The organism is Pontibacter toksunensis (genome assembly GCF_042686245.1).
Lineage (GTDB): Bacteria > Bacteroidota > Bacteroidia > Cytophagales > Hymenobacteraceae > Pontibacter > Pontibacter toksunensis.
In genome coordinates, this window is sequence record NZ_JBHUOX010000015.1 from 100,475 (window position 1) to 125,285 (window position 24,811).

General features: G+C 49.1%; 17 protein-coding genes. 7 read left to right on the top strand and 10 right to left on the bottom strand.

Features of this window, described 5'->3' with window-relative positions:
- Positions 1-63: 63 nt before the first annotated feature.
- Positions 64-555: a hypothetical protein gene (locus ACFS7Z_RS18350; RefSeq protein ID WP_377487658.1), complete on the bottom strand. Its 492-nt coding sequence runs from the start codon at positions 553-555 to the stop codon at positions 64-66.
- Between the two features lie 198 nt (positions 556-753).
- Here ACFS7Z_RS18350 and ACFS7Z_RS18355 point away from each other — a divergent pair, with 198 nt between their 5' ends.
- The 5 genes from ACFS7Z_RS18355 to ACFS7Z_RS18375 all read left to right on the top strand — a co-directional run bounded on the left by ACFS7Z_RS18355 (position 754) and on the right by ACFS7Z_RS18375 (position 7,586).
- Positions 754-1,311, top strand: coding sequence for a PepSY domain-containing protein (locus ACFS7Z_RS18355; RefSeq protein ID WP_377487660.1), 558 nt, complete (start codon positions 754-756; stop codon positions 1,309-1,311).
- A gap of 189 nt (positions 1,312-1,500) precedes the next feature.
- Positions 1,501-1,875, top strand: coding sequence for a hypothetical protein (locus tag ACFS7Z_RS18360; RefSeq protein ID WP_377487662.1), 375 nt, complete (start codon positions 1,501-1,503; stop codon positions 1,873-1,875).
- A gap of 267 nt (positions 1,876-2,142) precedes the next feature.
- Positions 2,143-5,073, top strand: a complete 2,931-nt coding sequence (locus tag ACFS7Z_RS18365) for a WD40/YVTN/BNR-like repeat-containing protein (protein ID WP_377487664.1) — start codon at positions 2,143-2,145, stop codon at positions 5,071-5,073.
- A gap of 611 nt (positions 5,074-5,684) precedes the next feature.
- On the top strand, positions 5,685-6,986 hold the full coding sequence (locus ACFS7Z_RS18370) for an LVIVD repeat-containing protein (RefSeq protein ID WP_377487666.1): 1,302 nt from the start codon (positions 5,685-5,687) through the stop codon (positions 6,984-6,986).
- Complete coding sequence (locus ACFS7Z_RS18375; RefSeq protein ID WP_377487668.1) at positions 6,987-7,586, top strand: hypothetical protein; 600 nt, start codon at positions 6,987-6,989, stop codon at positions 7,584-7,586.
- Between the two features lie 97 nt (positions 7,587-7,683).
- Here the strand turns inward: ACFS7Z_RS18375 and ACFS7Z_RS18380 are convergent, their stop codons facing one another.
- Both ACFS7Z_RS18380 and ACFS7Z_RS18385 read right to left on the bottom strand, forming a co-directional pair.
- On the bottom strand, positions 7,684-8,493 hold the full coding sequence (locus ACFS7Z_RS18380) for a ThuA domain-containing protein (RefSeq protein WP_377487670.1): 810 nt from the start codon (positions 8,491-8,493) through the stop codon (positions 7,684-7,686).
- A 159-nt stretch (positions 8,494-8,652) separates the two neighbouring features.
- Positions 8,653-9,360, bottom strand: coding sequence for an SGNH/GDSL hydrolase family protein (locus ACFS7Z_RS18385; protein ID WP_377487672.1), 708 nt, complete (start codon positions 9,358-9,360; stop codon positions 8,653-8,655).
- A 657-nt stretch (positions 9,361-10,017) separates the two neighbouring features.
- Between ACFS7Z_RS18385 and ACFS7Z_RS18390 the strand changes: the two genes are divergently transcribed.
- Positions 10,018-12,747, top strand: a complete 2,730-nt coding sequence (locus tag ACFS7Z_RS18390) for a S8 family serine peptidase (protein ID WP_377487674.1) — start codon at positions 10,018-10,020, stop codon at positions 12,745-12,747.
- Between the two features lie 636 nt (positions 12,748-13,383).
- Here ACFS7Z_RS18390 and xylE read toward each other — a convergent pair.
- From xylE to ACFS7Z_RS18405, 3 genes are read right to left on the bottom strand one after another with little or no spacing between them, the layout of a single operon-like run.
- Entirely contained in the window at positions 13,384-14,826 is a 1,443-nt protein-coding gene (xylE, locus tag ACFS7Z_RS18395) for a D-xylose transporter XylE (RefSeq protein ID WP_377487676.1), read from the bottom strand.
- Positions 14,827-14,865: 39 nt separating this feature from the next.
- Positions 14,866-16,197 (bottom strand): xylose isomerase, encoded by a 1,332-nt coding sequence (xylA, locus tag ACFS7Z_RS18400; protein WP_377487678.1) that lies wholly within the window; start codon positions 16,195-16,197, stop codon positions 14,866-14,868.
- Positions 16,198-16,225: 28 nt separating this feature from the next.
- Positions 16,226-17,710, bottom strand: a complete 1,485-nt coding sequence (locus ACFS7Z_RS18405; RefSeq protein ID WP_377487680.1) for a xylulokinase — start codon at positions 17,708-17,710, stop codon at positions 16,226-16,228.
- A 229-nt stretch (positions 17,711-17,939) separates the two neighbouring features.
- Between ACFS7Z_RS18405 and ACFS7Z_RS18410 the strand changes: the two genes are divergently transcribed.
- The gene (locus tag ACFS7Z_RS18410; RefSeq protein ID WP_377487682.1) at positions 17,940-19,016 is read left to right on the top strand and encodes a LacI family DNA-binding transcriptional regulator; all 1,077 of its coding nucleotides are present in this window, start codon (positions 17,940-17,942) and stop codon (positions 19,014-19,016) included.
- Between the two features lie 66 nt (positions 19,017-19,082).
- Here the strand turns inward: ACFS7Z_RS18410 and ACFS7Z_RS18415 are convergent, their stop codons facing one another.
- The 4 genes from ACFS7Z_RS18415 to ACFS7Z_RS18430 all read right to left on the bottom strand — a co-directional run bounded on the left by ACFS7Z_RS18415 (position 19,083) and on the right by ACFS7Z_RS18430 (position 24,390).
- Positions 19,083-20,252, bottom strand: a complete 1,170-nt coding sequence (locus ACFS7Z_RS18415; protein WP_377487684.1) for an endo-1,4-beta-xylanase — start codon at positions 20,250-20,252, stop codon at positions 19,083-19,085.
- 47 nt (positions 20,253-20,299) lie between these two features.
- Positions 20,300-21,058, bottom strand: a complete 759-nt coding sequence (locus tag ACFS7Z_RS18420; RefSeq protein WP_377487686.1) for an SDR family NAD(P)-dependent oxidoreductase — start codon at positions 21,056-21,058, stop codon at positions 20,300-20,302.
- Between the two features lie 49 nt (positions 21,059-21,107).
- Complete coding sequence (locus ACFS7Z_RS18425) at positions 21,108-23,270, bottom strand: alpha-glucuronidase family glycosyl hydrolase (RefSeq protein WP_377487689.1); 2,163 nt, start codon at positions 23,268-23,270, stop codon at positions 21,108-21,110.
- Between the two features lie 91 nt (positions 23,271-23,361).
- Positions 23,362-24,390 carry a LacI family DNA-binding transcriptional regulator gene (locus ACFS7Z_RS18430; protein WP_377487691.1) on the bottom strand — a complete coding sequence of 343 codons (1,029 nt, stop codon included), beginning with the start codon at positions 24,388-24,390 and terminating at the stop codon, positions 23,362-23,364.
- Positions 24,391-24,811 lie beyond the last annotated feature (421 nt).

Here is a 24,811-nt window from a genome sequence, read left to right on the forward strand (position 1 = left end):
GTTTTTTTACATGACTGAAAAAGAAACTTATACCCTCTCCTATATGGTAGCAATTTTAAATATTTATTTAGTAGCACCCACTTTCTCCACTATCAGCCTAGCCCTTTTCCCTTCTCCTTTTTTTTCTAAACCCGGAAAAGGCTGCACTTCCTTTAATGTAAAGCTGTAAAGAGACTCACCTACGGTAGCTTGTACAGTATGAGCGCTTCGAGTAGCACCTACGCCACAGTCGCCGATGCAAAGCTCGATGTTTTTGTTTTCTCCCTGGCTGTTAGAGGCTGACAACACCACCGTTGCCTTGCCATACTGCACGCACATAACATTAGCAGGACAACGGGAATCTTCCAATTGCTGCGCGTTCACATGAAGGCGGCGCGGTGCTTCTCCACCATAAATAACGGCCTGCTCAAACCGCTCCAGCGTAAATTCCTGTCCGAATTTTACCCCATCACTTACAACTGCTTCATCGGTGCGTTGGTTCGGTTGGGTTACTTGTTCATTCTGGCACTGTAGCATCAGCAACGTCAGCAGTGCCGGATAAATGTAATTCATCATCGTGTATTCTTTAACAGTTATTACCCATAAGAGCACAAAACAGGATGAATGGTTGCAAGCAACGCCATTAACAACACACAAAGGTGTTACAACTATGGTTATCGACCGCAGCTCCGTTCATAATTGGAATTGTGGCGCTATTGTAAGATATTGAAAGCCTGAATCACAAGAGGAGCAAGTACAGCATCAGAAGGAAACGTGAATAACACTACATCGGCAAAAAAGAAGATCGGCCACCTGACGGGCTCCCTGCGCAATTACCGCGTATATCACCGCTACCTCGGGCTGGTGCTGGCGGTGCTGGTCTTAATCAGCAGCGTAACCGGTGTTTTGCTAGGCTGGAAAAAGGATGTGGACCTGCTGCAACCGCCAACACAAAAGGGCGCAACCCCTAACCTCGAGCAGTGGATACCTTTGTCTCAGATGTCCACTTTTGCCACCGCTGCCCTCGACTCAGCGCAAGGCATCAGCACCAATCCCATCGACCGCATAGAGGCACGGCCTGACAAGGGCATAGTGAAGGTCCTTTTCCTGGAAGGCTCCTGGGAGGTACAGCTAGACGGCAGTAACGGCAAAGTACTGTCGGTGGCACAACGGCATTCTGATTGGATAGAGAAAATACACGATGGCTCCATCATCGGGGATCTTTTTAAGCTGATAACGATGAACATACTGGGGCTGGGCCTGCTGGTGCTTACCTTTACCGGCTTTACCTTGTGGTTCTACCCTAAAAGAATCCGGAAGCTGAAGAGGTAGTAGAAAAGAGTACATGTGTCAGGATGATGAATACAGGATTTCAAGAGGATACACTACTTTTGCGTTTATGGGAGAGATAAAACTTAGTTTCAGGTTTTGTTCATCTTCCTTATAGCCCTCCGATTCTATAAGCTGCCTGTCCCTGTTTTAGATTCTTTTATCCTGCTGCGAGTATCCGCATTTACAATCATGAAGAAGTTACCACACCTGTTGCCCATCCTATTGTTACTGTGCCGCATGGGCATAGCACAAACGGTAAGGGTCATAGATAAAACCACGCTACAACCATTGACAGGTGTTGCCATTAACAGCACTTCCAGCACAGGCAGTATCCGCACAAATACTAGAGGCCGAGCGGATATTAGCGATATAACCTCTCCAGATAGGAAGCTTCGCTTTAGCTATATCGGTTACCAAACCGGCATACTTACATCAGCCCAGCTACAGCAGCTGAACTATGAAGTTGCCCTGGAGAACTTGACCGACCGCTATTACCGCGTTTTTGCCTCCTGCATCAGCGCACCCGGCCGTAACCTGATGCTGACGGTAAGGGGAAGGTTTTAGAGCCAAGCAACTAAGCGCCGGCGTTGCTTCACCAGACGAAGAATATGGCTAGCGAACACATACCAGGCTTTCACGTTGGCTTGTTTCAACCTTTGACCTGCTCTACAGGGAAGTTTGCGCTGGCAGCAGATAATAATTTTCCTCCATATTCTGTGAATAAGCCTTCTGCAATATACCTCTACACCCTCTCTTCTTCCAAATTCCCCTGCAAATCCTTAGCTTTATAAACTCAAACGAGTCATACCTTACTTATTTTAATTCAACACAATGCAAAAGCGTATACTCTCGGTAGCGCTGCTGGTAGCCCTTGGGGGTACTGCGCAGGCTCAGAAGAAAACGAAGCAGCCCGCTGCCACACCCGCAAAGGAAAGGCTGCAGGCCTACGAGAAAAGACAGCAACTGGAGCAGGTTTCCCCAGTGAGTAACCTGCCGTTGCGCAACATAGGTCCCTCCATTATGAGCGGCCGTATCACTGATTTAGAAGTATCTCCTACTGACCCGACAACCTTCTATGCTGCCTTTGCTTCAGGAGGCCTATGGAAAACAACTAATAACGGCCTGTCTTTCGAGCCCCTGTTCGATGAGCAGGCGGTGATGACGATTGGTGACATAGCCGTGGACTGGAAGAACAACGAGACGATTTGGATAGGTACAGGCGAAAGTAACTCAAGCCGCTCTTCCTACTCAGGAGTTGGAGTATATAAGAGCACCGACGGAGGCAAAACCTGGCAACACATGGGCCTCGACGATACGCACCACATCGGCAAGGTCATCCTGCATCCGTCAAACCCAAATACAGCCTGGGTGGCAGCACTCGGACACCTGTACTCGCCTAACAAAGATCGCGGCGTGTACAAAACAACCGATGGAGGCAAAACGTGGAAAAAGACACTGTACCTGGATGAGAACACAGGGGCCATTGACCTGCAGGTAGACCCCAAAAACCCAGACAATGTATACGCGGCTATGTGGCACCGAGAGCGCCGCGCCTGGAATTTTGTAGAAGGGGGCAAGTCCTCTGGTATCTTCAAATCAACGGATGGTGGCAATACCTGGAATGATATCAGCACAGCAGCCAGCGGATTCCCTGATAATGAGAATGTAGGCCGGATCGGCCTGAGCCTGTTCCCGGACAACCCCAACATTATGTATGCGCTGGTGGATAATTACGACCGCCGCCCGATTCAGAATGATGGTGAAAAGCCTGAAATGCTGGATAATGACCTGTTCAAGGGAATGTCGGCGGAAGAATTTTTGAAGCTGGATGATAAGAGTCTGAATGCTTTCCTTGACAATAACCGTTTCCCGCAGGAGTATACAGCCAAGAGCTTGAAAGCCCAGGTGAAGAGCGGCACCTTAAAGCCTGAGGCCCTGACAGCCTACATCACTGACCCAATCGCAGAGACTTATGCTTCTGAAGTAAAGGGTGCCGAAGTATACCGCACCGACGATGGCGGCAAATCCTGGAAGAAAACCCACGACGATTTCATCAACGACATGTACTCCAGCTACGGCTACTATTTTGGCGTGGTGCGCGTGGCTCCTACTGACCCGAACAAGATTTACATTCTGGGGGTGCCGCTGCTTTTATCGGAAGACGGTGGCAAGACCTTCCGCAACATCGAAGGCGACAATGTGCATTCAGACCACCAGGCCCTGTGGGTAAGTCCGGACAGGCCCGGCTACCTGATAAATGGAAATGACGGCGGTATTAACATCACCTACGACGACGGCAAAACCTGGCATTATGCCAACGCCCCGGCTGTGGGTCAGTTTTATTCAGTAGCTGTGGACATGGCAAAGCCTTACAATGTGTATGGCGGGCTGCAGGATAACGGTACCTGGTACGGCCCCAGCAATTACGAGTACAGTACGGAATGGACAAGCAGAGGCAAGTACCCATACGAGCGCATTGGCGGCGGAGACGGTATGATGGTGCAGGTAGACTGGCGCGATAACAATATTGTATACCTCGGCTCACAGTACGGTAACTACACCCGCCTAAACAAGCAAACAGGCGAGCGTACGTTTATCAAGCCAAGCCACAAGCTAGGCGAAACGCCACTGCGGTTTAACTGGGAGGCTCCCATTCACCTGAGCCGCCATAACCAGGACATCCTGTACTTTGGCTCCAATAAATTTCACCGCTCGATGAAACAGGGCGAAGAAATGGAAACCCTCTCCGGCGACTTAACCAATGGAGGCCGAAAAGGAGATGTCGGCTATGGCACTATAACAACGATAGATGAATCGCCGAAGCGGTTCGGGCTGCTGTATACCGGCTCGGATGATGGCGTGGTTCAGGTGTCGAAAGACGGAGGCTACACGTGGAGCCGTATTTCTGACAAACTGCCGCAGAACCTGTGGGTATCTACGGTAGTGGCCTCCAATCACCAGCAGGACCGGGTATACTCTTCCCTGAACGGCTACCGCTGGGATGATTTCACGCCTTACCTGTACGTGTCTGAAGACAATGGAAGGAAGTGGGAGCGCATCGGCTCGAATCTGCCGCAGGAGGCGATAAACGTAGTAAAGGAAGACCCGAAGAACCCAAACCTGCTGTATGTGGGCACTGACCACGGCCTGTACATTTCCCTGGACAGGGGCAAGACCTTCACTGCTATGAGCAAAGGCATGCCAGCGGTAGCAGTGCATGATGTAATGGTACACCCACGGGAGAATGAACTGATAGTAGGTACTCATGGGCGCTCAATTTACCTGTCAAACGTGGAACATCTGCAGCAGCTAACACCAGAGCTCATGAACCAGCAGTTGCACCTGTTCACCTTGAAGCCTGTGAACTATAACGAGCGCTGGGGCCAGAAGTGGGGCGCCTGGAGCGAACCAACAGTACCAGAGCTTGCCATTCCGTTCTACACCAATAGCGCCGGCAACACTACTATCCGCATCAGAACAGACAAGGGGCAGGTACTGCAGCAGATGCAGGACCAGAGCGAACGCGGTCTTAATTATGTGACTTACAACTTATCTGTAGCAGAAGCCAACGCCAAAGCGTACGAAGCCGCCCTGAACAGTGCGAAGAAAGAAGGCGACGAAGCCGTGAAAGTAAAGCCGTCAGAGAACAAAGTAATATACCTGCAGCCAGGCAAGTATACCGTTGAGGTAGAAACAGCCGGCGGCACCACAAAAACGCAGGAATTCACTATCAAAGCACCAGAAAAGCGAAGCAGAGGATAGTCAATAATACATCTATTTTTTCAAGGGCAACTTATAAAAGCTGCCCTTGTTTTTTGTAGGACGATACAACACTCACATGAAGCTCCTTCTATGGCGTTATATCAAATCACCTAAAGCACGTCCATAGTTTCTTTGCTTTTCCTGATGTACAGGGTCCAACCTCCCTTACCCCTCCTGAGGGTGCAGGGGCTCCCTTTAGAGTCCAAGGAGGGGAGTCTGCTTCATCAAGTCACCAAGGGCTTTTTCCATTGTTGAGCTACTTATTACTGAAGTCTGCTAGCACGGAGTGAATGTGTTTCCAGTCTTTGGGTTGAGCGCCTTGTAAATTTCCGGTGCCACGCCAGTGGCAGCCGTAAGGCAGGAAATATACACAGCGCGATGCCCGAAGACGAGGCCTCTCGGCCTTGAGAGCACAGTGCAATAGCAATGAACAGTAGGCTCAATGCCGCTGGACAACCTGTTGCTACGGCAGATTAGACAAAAAAGAATACATTTTTTATAACACCTTACAACCTTTCGCCCCTTACCTGGGTCACCAAAACAGGAGGGCTGCACAAGTCAGAAACACAGGCCTTGCTACAAAACATGGTTTCATCACAAAATTCATCAGTATGAAAAAAAGCCTTATACCCGTTTTACAGCAAGTGTTCTTTTTGCTTCTTTTCCTCCCAGCCCTGCTGCTTAGCTCCTGCTCCGACGACTGCGACACCACCATCACCTATACGGTACAGGAGCCGGTGTACATGATGCGGGCAGAACTAAGAAGCTCCTTCAAAATCAACGGTCCACGAGTATTGGAGTCGCCAGGCAAGATCTACGCGAAAGGGAACTACCTTTTCATCAACGAGATGAACGAAGGCATTCATATCATAGATAATTCAAATCCGGCCGCACCACAAAACATCAACTTTGTCCGGATACCAGGCAACATAGACATGGCCGTGAAGGGCAATATCCTGTATGCGGACAGCTATATAGACCTGGTGGCGCTGGACATCAGCAATCCGCTGGATGTAAAACTGGTGAACCGGGTCGAGAATATTTTCCCGGCATACAGCATGCTGGTGAACGACACTGCCAGCGTATTTATCGCCAGATTTGAGGAGAAACAGATCACAGAAGCTTACGACTCAGACTGCAATGGCAACACTGGTAGAGGCAGATGGGGCGGTTGGTTCGCTTTGCAGAATGACTCCAGAGGCTCTTTTAACTCCGCAGGTGCAGTGCCCGCATCAGGGAGTGCCGGAAAAGGTGGCTCCATGGCAAGATTTACGATCTCAGGAAACCACTTATACACGGTGAGCCTTTCCCACATGCAACTCTTTGACATCAGCAACGAGGCCAACCCGCAGGCAGGGCAGAAAATCAGCATGGGCTGGGGCATCGAAACAATCTTCCCCTACAAGGACAAACTCTTTATAGGTACCACCACCGGCATGCAGATCTATGACAACAGCAACCCTACCAGCCCGGTGCACCTCTCCACCTACGCCCACGTCAGAAGCTGCGATCCGGTAGTGGTAGAAGGAGACCTGGCCTGGGTGACGCTGCGCTCTGGCAACGCCTGCGCCGGCTTCACGAACCAACTGGAGGTAATCAACGTCAGCGATGCACGAAACCCAAAGCATATCAAAACATACCCGATGCAGAACCCGCACGGATTGGGCATCGACAGGTCTACGCTGTTCCTTTGCGAGGGTGAGTATGGGCTGAAAGTATTTGATATACAAGACCACCTGAAAGTAGACCAGAACCTGAAAACACATTTCAAAGGGATGGATGCTTACGACGTTATTCCGCTGGGGAACACGCTGCTGATGATTGGCAAAGATGGCCTGTACCAGTACGACTACAGCAACCTCAGCCAGATAAAGCTGCTCAGCAAAATACCTGTAATGCGCAAGGACATCTAAATGAAAAGAAAGTCACTACTCCTTACCCTTTTTTACTACCTGGTAATAGCAGGTTTTTCTACAGCCCAGTCACAGGAAAACACCCTCAAACTGCCTCCTACACTACCAGATGCCCCAAAACGTTATGCGGGCATGGTTGAATTCGGCTTTCTGTACGGCAAAACAGGAAGCACAGACCTCAGCTCTTCCGTTGCCTCTCCCACGGTGCAACTGTTCAGCGGCTATCGCTTCCATAGGATGTTTGTTTTAGGCGGCACTTTGGGCATGGATTTTTACGACAATGTGCTGATTACTCCGATAGCACTTGGATTGCGCGGAGAGCTTTTTGATAGCAGGGTAAGCCCGACGTATGGACTAGACCTGGGCTACAGTGCCACCTTTCTAAGTGATGAGGACGAGCAGCAGAACCACGACGGTGGCTGGATGTTTAGCCCTTCCGCAGGTATAAGCGTGCAAACCGGCAACAGCACGGCCTTTACGTTTGGCGTTGGCTACAAAGCCCAAAAAGCAAGGACGGAAACCACCTGGTGGGGCGGCGGCAGAGCAGAACAAAAGATCAACTATAAGCGCCTGTCGTTGCGCATGGGCTTCATGTTTTAGCAACCGTATGTAGGCAAACAGCTTATAAAACAAAAAAAGGAGCACTGCGAAATCGGTGCTCCTTTTTTTGTTGATGCTATACAAGGCTGATGCGGCTTTATTTCTGCCCCATCGCATAGTTAATCCCGCCCCACATGTGCTGCAGGAATACCGGGTTGCTGTAGCTTTCTTTTGTATGGCCCAAGCCCGTATAAAAGGCACGGCCGCCATCAAATTCGTGATACCAGATAATGGGGTGATTTTCACCGTTCTCGCCCCCCTGGTAAGTGGATTCATCTAAAGTTGCCAGTACGTTTACGTCCGGGTTGATGTTCTTGTAGTTGTAGAGCTCGTCAAAAATTTCCCAGTTATCAGGCAAATGGCTTGTGGAGGCATGGCTTTTATTGTTTACCCTGACAGTGGCCTTCTGCTGCTTCGGATGGCTCAGGAAATAAGCGCCTACCAGCTTGTTATACCACGGCCAGTCATACTCCGTATCAGCCGCCGCATGTATGCCTGCGTAGCCGCCTCCGCTCTGAATATATTTCATAAAAGCCTCCTCCTGCTGTGCGTTCAACACATCCTGCGTGGTACTTAAAAACACAACGGCATCATAATTCCGCAGCGAATCCGGGTTAAAGTAGGCTGCATTCTTTGTCGTGTCTACCACCACATTGTTTTCATTTCCTAACTTCTGAATAGCAGCGATGCCATCAGGTATAGATTCGTGGTAAAAACCACTAGTTTTCGAAAAAACCAGGATGCGGGATGGATCGGCATTTTCTTCTTCAGCTGCTACCACGGGTGCCTGTGGCTTGGTGGCAGAGGAGGAGCAGGACTGTACACCGCAGGCAGCCAGCAGTGTAAATCCGAAAAGAATCAGTTCTTTTTTCATGTTTAGGCGAATAGCTTTAATGAGATAAGACATAAACTTAGTTTTTTAGATTATCAAATGAAAGACTTTAACGGTATAGTTCAGCCATAATTTGCCTGCTGTTTTTGCTCTTAATCTGGTAGCAAGGACCAACTCAAGTGCAGGTATGTTTTTCATACAACAGGCTCTTTCCTTTTCTAAACTATAATCCGGCTACTTTAGAATGTCTTTTGCTTTTGGGAGCGCCAGCAGTGCCCACTCCCGGTGCATCTTGCCGGAGTAGTGCAGGCCATCGCTGGCTATGTAAGATAGGTCAGGGGCAAGCGTTCGTGAAAGCGGCGTAATATTAATAAACTCCACACCTGCCTTTTGCGCCACCTCTTTGGCCACCGCATTAAAAGCATCTATCTCTGCGGCAATCTGCTCCCGGTCCTGGTTCCGCCCGAAAGGCGTGGCACCCCAATCCGGTATAGACAGTACCAGCACACGCTTTGGATCCCCTTTCGCCAGCCGTATAGATGTATTCAGCAGTTGGGTGAACTCTGTGCGGTAAGTAGAAAGTGGCTGCCCGCGGTACTGGTTGTTCACGCCTATCAGCAGAGAAACCAGGTCGAACGTTGGTTTCAGGTCTGCTTCGGCAATGGCACCGGCTAGTTGTGAGGTAGTCCAGCCGGTGCGGGCAATCGTTACTGGGTTGCTTATCTCCACGCCCTCTTTCCGGAGCAGGTCTGCCAGTTGCATCCCCCACTGGTCTGTTGCCGGCACACTTTCTCCTATAGTATAGGAGTCGCCTAAAGCTAAATAGCTGTAGGTGTTATCGCTGGATGGTGCTGGCTGATTGGCGGGTTCGGGTGTGTCTTTATTACAGGAAGACAGAGCGATGCCCAGCAGTATAAAGCAGAAAATAATACCTCGATGCATACGTAATTCTATTGTTTCACCTGTATATACTCTGTTAGCTGCTTTTCAGATTGACCTTCAGCTCAAGCACACCATGTGTGGCGATTTCTGGTTGATTAGCAGTAGAAATATTTTACACCTTTTTAAAAAAAGCGCTGCCTTCTGTGCACGCTCAGGAGCAAGAAAGGCAAAAAAAATTTTTTTTACCAGCCTCAATATTTAGCCTCAAGCATTATTGTGCTGTGGCATTTTGGACAAAAATACGGGAAGCAATAAATGTTACCAGCATATAACACAGGATACTCTTTTCACAAATATGCATTCCGTAAAGACAAAAGAACCACCATCGGCTACAGCTCTTTAAATATGAACTTTAAAAAGTTATAGTTACCCGCTTCAGATATGTTTCCTTTGCTCTTCTCCGGTTTCTTATTTTCTTGCTACTATCCCAAAAAGCAGCCAATGCTTTCCCATGCTGCGAAAGGCCTTTACTGCCCATAAAAGTCCAAAAACCCTCCTGATAATAAAGCCGTTAATGGAGCATTCATGATTTGCAGGCCCCTCTGTATATACCTGCCATTATAGAACTTCAACATTATCAATTTCACATTTTAAACTACTCTTACCTCAAATGAGAGATTAAGTACAATTAGACAAACCTTTAACACATCTCACCTTATGAAGTTAATTTTATCTTGCATTACTGTTTTGTGCCTGTTTGCAAACAGCGTTCTTGCACAGGTTACCATAGACCAGGAACTGAAGCAGCACCTGCAGACTGTGACCGGATCTGTAGGCGTGATCGTGACGTTCCATGGCAACTCCGCTCCTTCTCCTGCAAACCTGGCGCTTTTGAATTCCATAGGCATTACGAAAGGCGTGTCCTTCAAAGCACTTCCTATAGCAGGTGTGCTGGCAACAGCGGCTCAGGTAGAAGGCCTGGCTAACAGCGCTGATGTGAAGTCAGTTTTTTTAAACAAGGAGCTCAACTTCTTAAACTATAACGGCACCAACCTGACCGGCGTGCGCAGGCTGAGAGGCGACAAAGTAATGACAGCCCGGAATAACGGTTTGCCTGTATCCGGCAAGGGCGTTGGCGTGGTTATCAACGACAGTGGCGTAGACGGCACTCATGATGATATTAAACTGGGAACGCACCTGGTGCAGAACGTAATGGGCACAACCAACCTGAACAGCCTGAGCTCGCTTTTGCCTGTAACGTACCTGGAGAATGTTCCGAACACAGATACTAACTCGGGCCATGGTACGCACTGCGCCGGTAGCGTAGGCGGCAACGGCGCTAAGTCGAGCGGCATGTATGAAGGGGCTGCTCCGGGTGCTGATTTGATTGGATATGGCTCCGGTGGCGCTTTATTTATCTTAGACGCCATTGGTGGTTATGACTATGCCCTCACCCACCAGTATGAGTATGGCATTCGGGTAATCAGTAACTCCTGGGGTACTTCCGGCGATTTCGATCCGACCAACCCTGTGAATATTGCTTCCAAAATAGCCTATGACCGCGGTATAGTCTCTGTTTTTGCAGCAGGCAACGAAGGTCCCGGCTCAGACACACACAACCCTTACGCCATTGCGCCTTGGGTAATATCGGTAGGTGCCGGCGACAAGTATGGCCGCTTAGCTGATTTCTCCTCCAGGGGAGTGAAAGACGAAAGAGGCACCTTCACCATAGACGGCGAAAGCTGGACCTATGAAAACAGGCCGACCATTGTGGCACCGGGTGTTGACATCGTTTCTACCAGAGTCGTTGCACCTGTTACCAGTTTGTCTGCCCAGCAGGACGTAGAGGGCCTTGAGCCGGCACACGTTCCTTTTTATGCCCACATGAGTGGTACTTCTATGGCTACACCGCACACAGCAGGTATTATTGCCCTGATGCTGGAAGCCAATCCTTCGCTTTCTCCTGCTCAGGTAAAAGACATCCTGCAGCGAACAGCCACTAACATGCCAAGCTATGCCCCCTGGGAAGTGGGTGCTGGCTACGTAAATGCTTACGCCGCTGTAGACCACATCTTCAGAAACACGCCCTTTGGCTCCAGCCTCAACCTGACCAGGAGGTTTAACAGCAACATTAATACGGCCACGGTGAAAGAAAACTTCACCATTGACTACAACCCCTTACTGGTGGCCACCAACCAGAAAAGTTTTGTGGTAGCAGAAGGCACAACAGGCATTGAAGCTAAGATTACATCAGGAGGTGCAGCAGGCTTAACAGGTAATCCTGTCAACCTCATCCTCATTGCACCCGATGGCGCCGAATACCGCTCTGGCATACCTGTTCTTTTTGCCCAGTCCTTTGACAGAGGCATGGCTGTTGCAGCACCAATGGCAGGAACGTGGACTTTGAAGATTGAAGGCCTGCAAGGCGTGGCGCTGCCGGAAACTATCACAGGCAACATTGCCTCCATGCAACTCACAGGCTCCACTGGCCTGAGCGACATTGCAGGTCACCCGGCAGAAGCTTCTATTAAAATGGCGGTTAGCTCCAGACTTGCTGATGGACTGGGCACTGGATTCAAACCGGATGAACTTCTGAAAAGAATACAGTTAGCTGATTACCTGATGATGGGTCAGGCGGTACGTCAGTTCATCCCGACAACTGGTATCGCATCTTTCAAAGACGTTAGCGGCAATGAGTTGCTGCTGTCAGAATCTGTAACGGCAAAAGGTGCAGCTTTAAGAGACCGCACGCACAGTTATAATGGTGTGATGCTGACAGATGGATCTGGCAAGTTTAACCCGAATGGCAGTGTTAACAGAGCCAGTCTGGCTTATACACTTGTTCAAAGCCTAGGCCTGCAGGAGCATGCCCTGGAGCGTAATGGCAAAGCGGTAACAGTTACGGTAGACGGCAAAGCCATTCCGGTAGAAGATGCCAAGGATATACCGGAAGGTCTGGAAGGATACGTGAGTGTGGCACTGGACATGGGCTTAATCAACGCGTTTTACACTGTAACACAGGGGCCACTTGACCTGTACCCTACCCTGCACGCTACGTTTAAGCCGCTGCAGAATGTAACACGCGCTGAGTTTGCAGTAATTATAACCCGCACCCACGCCAGTTGGAACTCTGCCGCACAGCCACTATCTGACAGCAGCACCTCTGGCTTACAGGCAGCAGGCCAGCAGTGGACGCAGAACCTTACTTACCCTAATCCTTTCTCTGAGTCTACCACCATCACCTATGCAGTGGAGCAGGATGGTTTTGTGACAGTAGAAGTGTTTGATATCCTGGGCAAGAAATTAAACACCTTGGTGTCAGAAGCGAAAAGCGCCGGTCAGCACAAGGTGCAGTTTAACGGTGGCAACCTGCCAGACGGAACCTACCTGTACCGCATCAACACAGGTGGCAAAATATACACAAACAGGATGGTGATTACGAGGTAATCAGCTCCTTATCATACATACAAAAGCGGCTGTCTCAAATAAGGGGCCGCCGCTTTTGCTTTAGTATCTCCAGGATTAGCCGAATGCAATTGCCACAAACGTGAACCCATCCCTACCACTCCGATGAGGAGAATTTACTCCTATAGCGAAGAAAGAAGCTTCAGGAGGTTTACACATAATTTGAGATTGACCGGCAGTCTTACTTGCTGGTGAAAACATACAGCAAGGGCAGCAGGGCTTCTTCATCCAGATAAACTTACTCATGGAGATTAAGCTAGAAGCAACATAATGAATTTGAAGTCAATATCTATCTGCACGGAGTGAAAGTGATTCCAGTCTTTGGGTTGAGCGCCTTGTAGTTGTTGCGGTGCCGAACGAAGTGAGGCAGCCGAAGCAGCGCGGAGGCAGCTTCAAATACACAGCGCGATGCCCAGAGACGAGGCCCCTCGGCCTAGAGAGCACAGAGAGATAAGATGAAACAATAGGCAAGCTGCCACTGGATAAGCCGTCACTACAGCAGATTAGATAGAAAGGAATGGTATCAAGTTTTACTAAAAAAAGTACGCTATGAACTGTTAAAAAAGGAGGCCCTCCATAAATGAAGGGCCTTCTACTATTTACTTAAGTCAAATTTTACTACCTACCAGCCGTCACTTTCGAATCAGCTAAATGGCTTGACTTCCCTTTCCAGAGTTGCTCCATTTCCTCCAGGGATTTCCCTTTCGTTTCAGGAATCATCTTCCATACAAACAGGAAGGACAGGAGACTCATGAAGCCGTAGAAGCCGTACGTAAAAGCGCCGCTGAATTCCATCATCGACGGATAAGTGGCAGATATGAAAAAGTTGGCGGTCCACTGTGCCGCAACGGCAACAGCCACAGCTTTACCCCGGATTTTATTCGGGAAAATCTCCGATATCAATACCCAGCAAATTGGCCCCCACGACATCATAAAGGATGCCGTGTAGATGATAATGAACACTAGTGTGCTGATGCCGATGATCTCAAAGTAGGCAAGTCCGGCAATGGCAAACATACCCACTGCCATACCAATAGAGCCGACCATCAACAGCGGCTTTCTTCCCCATCTGTCCACAGTCAAAATGGCGACTACCGTAAATATTACGTTAATCACACCCATTACCACAGTTTGCAGCAGGGAGGCGTCTTTACCTGCTCCCATACTTTCAAAAATCCGCGGCGCATAGTATAAGGCAACGTTAATTCCGACAAACTGCTGGAAAACAGATAGTAGAATTCCTATCACGATAACGGTCTTTCCGTAAGAAAACAGCTTGCCGGAATGATGCTCCACCGTATTCTTAATTTCCGAAAGGATTTCTCTCGCACGGTGTCCACCATTCACTTTTGTCAGGATTTGCAGGGCTTCTTCATCTCTACCCGCCATGCTCAGGTACCTTGGCGTTTCAGGAACAAAGAACAGCAAAACCCCGAACAGGCCTGCCGGAATCGCTTCCGAAAGGAACATCCGTCTCCAGCCTACACTGTTCAGCCACTCCACAGACTCCCCACTGGCAATTCCCCAATTAACGAAATAAACCACCAGCATTCCGAAGATGATGGCAAACTGGTTTAAGGAAACCAGTCGGCCACGCATGTTCGCCGGGGCTATCTCACCAATGTATACCGGGACTACAGCGGAGGCCAGACCTACACCTATTCCTCCTATTATCCTGTAGAAGTTGAACATGTAGAGCAAGCCCATAGTAGGTTCGCCCTCGTTAAAGAACAAAAATTCCGGGTAACCTGACCCCAGGGCAGATATAAAAAACAGGATGGCCGCCAGGATCAGGGTTTTCTTCCGGCCTATGCCCGAAGCGAAAACACCTGAAATGGCGCCGCCTATGATACATCCAATCAGGGCGCTGGAAATAGTAGCCCCATGTACCCAGGTGCTAAGCCCCAGACTATCTACCAGGTAGAGTTGCACTGATCTTTCTGCGCCTGAGATAACGGCAGTATCGTACCCAAAGAGCAGGCCACCTAGCGTGGCAATCAGCGTAATACCGGCGATATAAGGAATGTTTTGTCCCGCCGTTTCTTTTTCGTTCTTTATCACAAGTAACAGGAAAAGGGTGTACTAAAAGAGATTAGTGGCTTAGATATAGCGGTTGATCACGTTCTCCAGGTACTCCTGTCTTCCGCTCTTCACCTCTGGCTCACCGTTTTCAACGGCATATTGGCGCAAGTCCTCCAGCGTCAGCTGGCCTTCCTCAAATGCCTTGCCTTTGCCACTATCAAAAGAAGCATAGCGATCCTGGCGTACTTTTTTATAATCTGATTTCTGTAGGATATTATCAGCAGAAATAAGCGCTCTGGCAAATGTGTCGGCACCACCGATGTGGGCGTAGAACAGGTCAGCCGGATCAGTAGAGTTTCTCCTGATCTTCGCGTCGAAGTTGATACCGCCGCCCTGTACGCCACCGGCCTCCAGGAACACCAGCATAGCCTCTGTCAGTTCGTTCAGGTTGTTCGGGAACTGGTCTGTGTCCCATCCGTTCTGGTAGTCGCCGCGGTTTGCATCGATAGAACCAAGCAAACCTGCATCAGCAGCCACCTGTAGTTCGTGCTGGAACGTATGGCCAGCCAATGTAGCATGGTTTACTTCTATGTTGATTTTAAAATCGTCCATCAGGTCATACTTGCGCAGGAAGCCGATAACAGTAGCAGAGTCGTAGTCGTACTGGTGCTTGGTTGGCTCCATTGGCTTTGGCTCAATAAAGAACGTTCCTTTAAAACCTTGCTTGCGCGCATAGTCTTTTGCTGTGTGCAGGAAACGGGCCAGGTGGTCCTGCTCACGCTTCATGTCTGTGTTTAGCAACGTCATATAACCTTCACGACCACCCCAGAACACATAGTTCTCGCCATCCAGCGCGATGGTAGCATCCAGAGCCGCTTTTACCTGTGCAGCTGCATGTGACAGTACATGGAAATCAGGGTTAGTAGAGGCACCGTTCATGTAGCGTTGGTGCGAGAAAACGTTAGCTGTTCCCCAAAGCAATTTCACACCACTCTCCTGCTGCTTCTGCCTGGCATACTCTACCATAGCCTGCAGGCGTCTTTCGTTTTCAGCAATGTCGTTGCCGTAGTCCACCACGTCCACATCATGGAAGCAGTAGTATGGCATGTTCATCTTCGTGATGAATTCGAAGGCAGCATCCATTTTGTCTTTTGCTCTTTCAACCGGGTCAGATTTCTCGTCCCAGGCAAATTGCAAAGTCGCGCCACCAAATGGGTCTGAACCGTTTGCATTGAAAGAGTGCCAGTAGGCTACTGCGAAGCGCAGGTGATCTTTCAGTGTTTTTCCGGCTACTACTTTGTTTTCATCATACCAACGGTACGCCAGTGGGTTATCAGATTCCGGACCTTCATACTTTATTTGTCCTATTCCTTTAAAATACTCTTTTTCTCCTATCAGTGGATTTGCCATAATTTGTAAGTTATAGTTCTGGTAATAATTATTTCTTGTTCAGTTGATCCATTAGAAACCCTCTCCACTCCTGGTAGATAGGCTCATATTCAGCAGTAGCTTTTGGCTCAATTAGCTTAACCGGCTTAAAGTTGCTGAAGGCCTCTTCCGGAGTGCTAAACACCGTAGAGCCAATACCTGCACCTAAAGCAGCACCCACACTACCATCGTTCTGGTAAAGCTCTACCGGCACGTTGGTAGCATCCACAAAAGCCTGCGCAAACAGCGGGCTCAGGAAAAGATTGGCCTGCCCCGCCCTGATAACCTGCGGGTTCATGCCATTCTCACGCATAATGTCCAGGCCATAGCGGAAAGCGAAGACGATGCCCTCCTGCACTGCCCTGAAAATATGGGCCTGCGTGTGCAGGTTCAGGTCGATGTTGTGGAAGTGCACGCCTACCATTTTATTGTTCAGCACACGCTCAGCCCCGTTACCGAAAGGAAGGATGCGCAATCCGTTGCTACCAATCGCAATCTTTTCCGCCGCTTCGTTCATGGACACATAGTCCTGACCGGCAGCGATGTTTCTTTTTACCCAGCTGTTCAGGATGCCGGTGCCGTTGATGCACAGCAGCACCCCTACCCGCTTCTCGTTTGTAGCATGGTTCACGTGCGCAAAGGTGTTCACTCTTGACTGCTGGTCATAAACCAACTGGTCGCTTACGCCATAGATGACACCTGATGTACCCGCTGTGGCGGCCACTTCTCCTGGGTTCAGCACATTCAGCGACAGCGCGTTGTTTGGCTGGTCCCCAGACTTATAAGTAACCGGGATACCCGCTTTCAAACCTAAAGAATCCGTAAATTCCTGCTTTACCCTGCCGTGCTCTGAAAACACTGGCTTCACCTCCGGTATAAGAGCCTTGTCGAATTTGAAGTACTGGATCACGTCCTCCGACAACGCATCTTTCTTAAAGTCCCAGAACACACCTTCTGACAAAGCAGAAGGGCTGGTGGTGATATCGCCGGTCAGTTTCATCGCGATGAAATCGCCTGGGAGCATTATTTTATAGATTCTGCTGTAAGTCTCCGGCTCGTTCTCTTTTACCCAGGCCAGTTTAGAGGCCGTGAAGTTACCCGGTGAGTTGAGCAGGTGCGACAGGCTTTTTTCATGACCTATAGCATCAAACGCTTTGTTGCCTATTTCCACCGCGCGGCTATCACACCAGATAATAGAGTCGCGCAGCACGTTCTGCTCTTTGTCTACCACCACCAGACCATGCATCTGGTAGGCGATACCGATGGAACTGATGTCCCCGGGATTATACTTCCCGGTTGCGTTTGCTTTGCGGATTGCCTGCTGGGCATGCTCCCACCACATTTCCGGCGACTGCTCCGCCCAACCTGGCTGAACAGAAGTGATGGCAGTTTCTGTGTCAGGATACTGCGCTGCCGCAACTGTTTTCTGCGACTGTGCATCTACTACCGACACCTTAATGGAAGAGGTACCTATGTCTATTCCTAGTAATAACATAATTGCTATGGTTTGAGCAGCTTATCCTTTTGTTTATACTCCCTATCAGGAAGATGCTGGTTTCTTATGCCAACGTTGGCATAAATTTGAAAATTTTTGTTTATATTAACAAGTGTTTACATGCTTAATATCGAATAAGTGTAGAAAAAACACCTTTTTTGTACCTGCGAATAATAAAAGAAGTTCTTTACATTTGTTTACTCCCATTTATGACATTTAGTAAAAGCCGTTGAAAAAAGTTACCATACAGGATATTGCCAAGGAACTGAACATCTCTTTTTCAACTGTAGCCCGCGCACTCAATGATCATCCGGCCATTAGTGAGGCTACTAAAAAGCTGGTGCGGAAAACAGCGCAAAGGCTGAATTACCGCCAAAATAAACTCGCCTCCTCCCTCCGCTCCGGCCATAGTAACACAATTGGCATTATGGTGCCCAGCCTGGATGTCAGTTTCTTTAGCTCGGTAGTGCATGGTATAGAAAAAATCATGAACGAAAACGGGTACAGCATCCTGTTGTATCAGTCGAATGAGTCTTATGAGAGCGAGAAGAAAGGTATAGAGACGTTTCTGAACTCAAGGGTGGCAGGCATCATAGCTTCTGTTGCGAAAGAGACACAAACACATGAGCACTTTGCTGAAATTCAGCGGCGACGCATCCCTCTCCTGTTTTTCGACCGGGCTCTTGAGGCGCTTCAGGTACCTTCTGTTACAATAGATGACTATAAAGGCGGTTTTTTAGCAACAGAGCATCTGATAAGGCAGGGCTACAAACGCATTGTGCATATCACGGCCGGGCAAACCATTGGTATCTTCAAAGAACGACTGAGAGGCTATGTGAATGCCCTGAAATTGTATGACCTGCCTGTAGACAAGAACCTCATCCTATACGGAGACTTCTCGCTTGACTTCGGCCGCCAGTGTGTTAAAGAACTTTATCAGAATAATATTCCTTTCGATGCTGTCTTTGCTCTGGAAGACTTTACGGCAATGGGTGCGCTGCAGCAGTTATTAGATTACAAAGTGCATGTGCCAGAGGAAGTGGGTGTGATTGGTTTTGCCAATGAATCTTTTGGTGCACTGGTTACTCCCGGTTTATCCTCTATTGATCAGCAAACAGTACATATGGGTGAAGCTGCCGCAGAGCTATTTTTAAAAATGCTGCGGTCTGAGGATTTATACAACAACCTTCCGGAACGCATCGTGCTGGCGCCACACCTAATCGCCAGAGCATCTACAGCACGCAGGGATAATTCCAAATTTTCCCGCCAGTACCCGCAGGAAAGCGAGGGGGAACAGCTTATATAAAAAATAAACCTCCGGAGCTCCCACTACATGTTCGGATGCCCCAGAGGTTTGATAAAAATAAGTTTATTACTTCGCAGCAGTTTCCAGCACCGCATTATAAGCCGGCTTCGGCTGGTACTGGCGATCGAACAGCATCGGATAACTCGTGCGCCCACGGATTGGCCAGTTGTTCAGCCAGGAGTCGTTGTCGGTCACACCCCAGAAGGTCACCCTGTCTATCTTGTCGCTGTGCTTTCTGAACAGCGCAAACAAATCAGCATAGCGCTGTGCCAGTTGCTGCTGTACAGAATCCGGCAGGCCTGTGGTGTACACGTTAAATTTTTCATCAAAGTCAAAGGTAGCGTCGATGTCCGCTCCTGCCCTGCCGCTTGGGTTAGGCAACACATCAATGTCTACTTCGGTGAAGGAAACTTTCACGCCGAGATCAGAGAAAGCTTTGATGCTGGCCTCAACTTCCTCTAAAGCAGGAGACTTTATGCCATAGTGCCCCTGCATACCGATACCATCCACTTTGATGCCCTTTTCCTGCAGGCTGCGCACGAGGCGTACCGCGCCTGCACGCTTCTCTGGTTTCCATAGGTTGTAGTCGTTGTAATACAGTTCCATTTCCGGGTCTGCCTGGCGGGCAAACTCAAAGGCCTTTTGCAAATAGTCTTCCCCGATGATCTGCATCCACTTAGACTGCCGCAGTGTGCCGTCGTCGTTCAGCGCTTCGTTCACCACATCCCAGCTGTCGATCTTGCCTTTATAGCGCCCGGCCACCGTTTTGATGTGGTCTTCCATGCGCTTCAGCAGCACTTCCCTGCTCACCGGGTTACCCTGTTCATCCTCGAACACCCACTTTGGCGTTTGGTTATGCCACACCAGCGCATGCCCCACTACAAACATATCGTTCTTCTCGCCTAAAGCTACGTAGTTGTCGGCAGGTTCGAAGTTGTAAGCGTCCGGCTGGGGGTGTACTGATTCCCACTTCAGGAGGTTCTCCGGGCTGATGGTGTTAAACTCCTTCTCTATAAGCGCGACACCCTGTGCATCCATATTATTTACCTGCCTGCCATTTAAAGCAGCGCCAACATAAAAGTCATCCTTAAACGCCTCTTTCAAAGTAACAGGTGCAGCGGTTGCAGCCTGTTCTGCGGTGGCCATGTCGGTGGTTGCCTGGTTAGAATCAGCGCAGGAAGTTGCCAGGCAGGCAGCTATGAGGGAAGGAGCAAGTAAGGCTCTGGAAGATTTCATAGTTCGATGTTTTATAATGTTCTGTTTTTAAGGTCGCTTTCTGTTGATTAAAATCCGATGGAGTTACCGCCATCTACTGGCAGCACAGTGCCGGTGACATATTTTGCTCCTTCTGTGGCGTAAAAATAAACAGCGTCCGCCACATCTGCCGGCACGCCCAGTTTGCCCATTGGTGTCCGGGAAAGCACTTTGTTCTTGCGCTCCGGGTCATTGTTCAGTGCTTTCGCCGACATGTCAGTCGCAATAAAACCAGGCGCCACGCAGTTTACCCGGATACCTTCCGGAGAAAGCTCTACTGCCATAGCTCTCGTCATGCCTTCAATAGCCGACTTGGAGGCGGTGTAGGCAATCACCTTCGGAATACCGTACTGCGAGGCCATCGAGCTGATGTTCACGATAGCTCCTTGCTTCTGCGGCAGCATTACATTCACTACTTCCCTGCTCAGTGAAAAAATAGCAGTCACGTTGGTGAGAATTATCTTCTGGAAGTCTTCGTCCGTTACCTCTGTGAAAGGCTTTTTCATGTTGATGCCGGCATTGTTCACCAATATGTCAATCCGGCCAAATTCATTGGCTATACTTCGCACCAGTTCCGGTATCCCCTGCAGGTTACTTAAATCAAATGAAATGGTAGAGCATAAGTCTCCGAAGGCCTCTTTGGCAGCATCCAGCTTTTCCTGATTGCGGCCAATAACAATGGTGCGGATGCCGTTCTGTACAAACTTTTCAACAACAGCATAGCCAAGCCCCGAGGCTCCCCCGGTTACAATGGCTACCTTTTGTCCTGATGTGGTGTTTTCGTTCATGTTCTCTTGTATTATATGTCTTCCCTTTGAAAGCTGAATCTCTATAATGCTATATGCCGGGCACAAATTTAGGATCCAGCTTCATGAAGTAGTCCAAAGACTTTGTCGGTTTCTCCACTCCTTCTGGCAATGGTCTTTTGGAGAAAGTCTGGAAGTAAAGCAGTGTAGCATCGCGCCACCATTCAGCGTCCTTCTCCTGAATCTCCAGGAAAGTCTTTACGTGCCTGAACCGTTCCGGATCTACCTTTCCTTCCAATGCATCCCAAGTGCGCTGCATTTGCCGGACAGTATCCACCCCGCTCTGGTACCTGAGCGCCAGTTCATCCCATAGCGTTCTGCCGGATTCTACTTTGTAATCCCATGGCAGGTGGTGGAACCAAAGCAGGTATTTCTCCGGGGTCTTCTCCGGGTTGCTGAACTCTTCTTCCACAGGAGGGAAATACTGGGCTACCGCATTGCTCCCGGTTTTGGTACGGTCAAATCCCACACCGTTTTCATCTGCCTTATGGTAGTACACAGAGGTCCAGTCGGCGCGGTGCTTGTCCTTTATCCAGGCTCCGGGCCCGTAATGATGCGACCAGCCCATAATGTGGTGTAAGCCCAGTGGGGTCATATAATTCACCACTGCCTCATGCGAATTGAGCATCATGGTTTTAATAGCCGACACCACCTCTTCCTTATTTGAAAAGGTCATCTTGATCCATTCTTCGGCTATTTCCTCAGAGGAGAGGTAAGGATTCCACGCCAGCCGGCCAAACGCATACCAGTTAGCCTGCCCGAACTGGTGCCCGGTCCAGTTGCGGTCCGTTCCGATGTTGGCGACTCCAGCCATAGCAGACAGAGAATGGTTATCCAGGCTTCCGTCAACAACTTTTGCAACGGTAGAACCTTTGCCTTTTGCATAAGTATCGGCATCAAGCACTTCTTCCCACATAGGGGCCAGGTAGGCGAGGTGCGTCCCCTGCCCCAGGTATTCCTGCGTTATCTGGAATTCCATCATCAGCGGTGTTTCCGGCATAGCCCCGAAAAGCGGGTGGAAAGGCTCCCTTGGCTGAAAGTCGATAGCGCCGTTCTTCACCTGCACCAGTACATTGTCCCTGAACTTACCATCCAGTGGCTTGAACTCATTATAAGCCTGTTTTGCCCTGTCATCAGGCGCTTCGTGGCTATATACAAAGGCTCGCCACATCACAATACCCTTATGTGGCGCTACGGCATCTGCCAGCATGTTAGCGCCCTCTGCATGTGTTCTTTTGTAATTGTGAGGGCCGGGCTGCCCTTCAGAATCGGCTTTCACCAGAAAACCGCCAAAATCAGGAATATGGCTGTATATCTCACTGGCTTTATCTTTCCACCACTGCTGCACCTGCGGGTCAACCGGATCAGCTGTTTTAAGGCCGCCAATCTCTATTGGGGCACTAAACCGGGCGGTGAGGTAAACCTTCAGGCCGTAAGGGCGAAACGCATCAGCCAGGGCCTTTACTTTAATTAAGTATTCTTCTGTGAGCACCAGGGCATTGGCATTTACATTCGTCAGTACAGTGCCGTTGATGCCGATAGAGGCATTTGCCCGGGCATAATCGATGTACCGCTGGTCAATGTAGTCGGGCAACTTATGCCAGTCCCAGAGCGAGAAACCGGCATAGCCCCGCTCTACCGTTCTATCAAGATTATCCCAGTGGTTCAGCACCCGGTGCTCTGTCTTGGGGCTGCTGCTGATGGAAAGGCGGCTTATGTCCTGGGTCGTCTGAAGGAGCCTTAAGAAATGAAAGGAACCATACAGCACCCCCACAGCGGTGTTGGCGGCAATGGCCGTTACTTTCTTACCGTTTATAGTAGTGGATAGGATCAGGTAACCTTCCTCCCCTACTTCCTGCAGTTTATCATTGATGTTCAGGGAGCGAATCAGAGGAGAGCTTTCTGGTGTTCCTGCCACAATGGCTCCTTTACGGGTTAGCTTCTCCGTAAGTGGAACAGCTTTCCCCAACAGGCCATCAAGCCCCATTTTCAGTTCTTTTTCGGCGGCCAGCAAGGTCGGGGAATCACCGTCTACCAGAATCCCAGATATGGCTTTCCTATAATCTTTCAGCCTCGCGGCGTCATTTAGCTGGTCGTACCGTAACCACAGGCGGTATCCGTCTTCTGCATACAGGCTATTGGTTACCAACAGGAGCAACAGAAAGGGAAGAATAAAGGCAAACTTATTTCTCATATCAAATAATTGATGGCTGACAGCCTGATGCTTTTCAGCTATTGCATTTAGGTATAAACTTGTATCAGGATAAGGCTACATGCTATTGCAGCTATGCCTTTGGGTTGCGAAGAGAAGAGCCCCTTACAATCAAATCAGATCGTAGCGTGACTGTATTCGTTATGCTGATGTCAGACAAGGCGTCGAGGTAGTTAATAAGGCTTCTCACGGCCACCTCGCCCATCTCATAACCCGGGTAATTGATGGTGGTGAGGGCAGGCTCCACCACCCGCGTGATTGGATCGTTGTTGAAGCCGACAAGAGCAATTTCCTCCGGCACGGCTACTCCAGCCTGCTTCAGTGCTTTCATGCAGTTGACGGCACAGAAGTCATTGGCAACAAAAACGCCATCCGGCCTGGGAGACATTTCCAGGATCTGCTCAGCTGCTTTCACTCCCGCTTCTTCTGTCAGGTCATTCGTAATAATCAGGGACTCGTCAAAAGGCAGGCTGTTGTCTATCAACGCATACTTGTATCCTTTCAGGCGGTTGGCATACACGTTGATTTTAAGGTTTCCGCTGATGTGCACAATACGCTTGCAGCCCTGCTCAATTAAATGGGTAGTGGATTTATAGGCAGCCTGCACATTGTCTATCACAATACTGGTGCTTTGCTTGTGCTCCGCCACCCTGTCATAAAACAGCACAGGAATACCTTTTTTAAAGAAAGGCTCGAAATGGTTAATGTTTTCTGTGTCGTGCGCCAGGGAAACCAGCAAGCCATCTACCCGGCTGTTGAACATGGTTTTGGCATTGGCTATCTCTTTCTGTGCCGTCCCCATCGACTGGCTGATAATCAGGTTATAACCGGCCTCATTCGCCACCTTTTCCATACCGGCCATCACAGACGACTGAAAGTTACTGTTCAGGATAGGCACAATCACGCCGATGGTATTGGTGCGCTGCCGTCGCAGGTTACTGGCGAACATGTTGGAGCGATACCCAAGTTGCGTCGCCTTATCGAAGATCAGCTGCTTGGTCTTTTTGTTGACTGCCGGATGATCGTTCAATGCTCTGCTAACTGTAGTAGGCGATACCCCTACTCCTTTCGCTATATCATAAATAGTTATGTCTTTATCCATCGTATGCGCATGTTGAGCAGGGCTCTGAATCGGTTTCACTTTCTCCTGCATATAAGCTTTAACCCCATTGCTAAGTTTGTTCCTTCCTCAGAAGCCTTTCAACTTAGCATGTAAGGTGTATTTATCTATATTCAGGAGCAACAGTAGCGGCATGAACCACAAAAAATAAATCTGCTTGTGTTACTTTCTCCTCTATAGTATCTCTGCCGCGTACAAACAAATTTATGAAATCGGTTGCAATAACCAAAAAATATATTCATGTTTACAATAGTAAGCAATTACTTACTGTCTCATCCCTTTGACAAAGAATATTTTATAAGCATATTATTACACGCATATTGTCTGCAAGCGCTCATAAAACAACAAAAGTAAACGCTACCGCAGCCAAAGCATAAGGCCAACTGAAAGATTGGTTGCAACA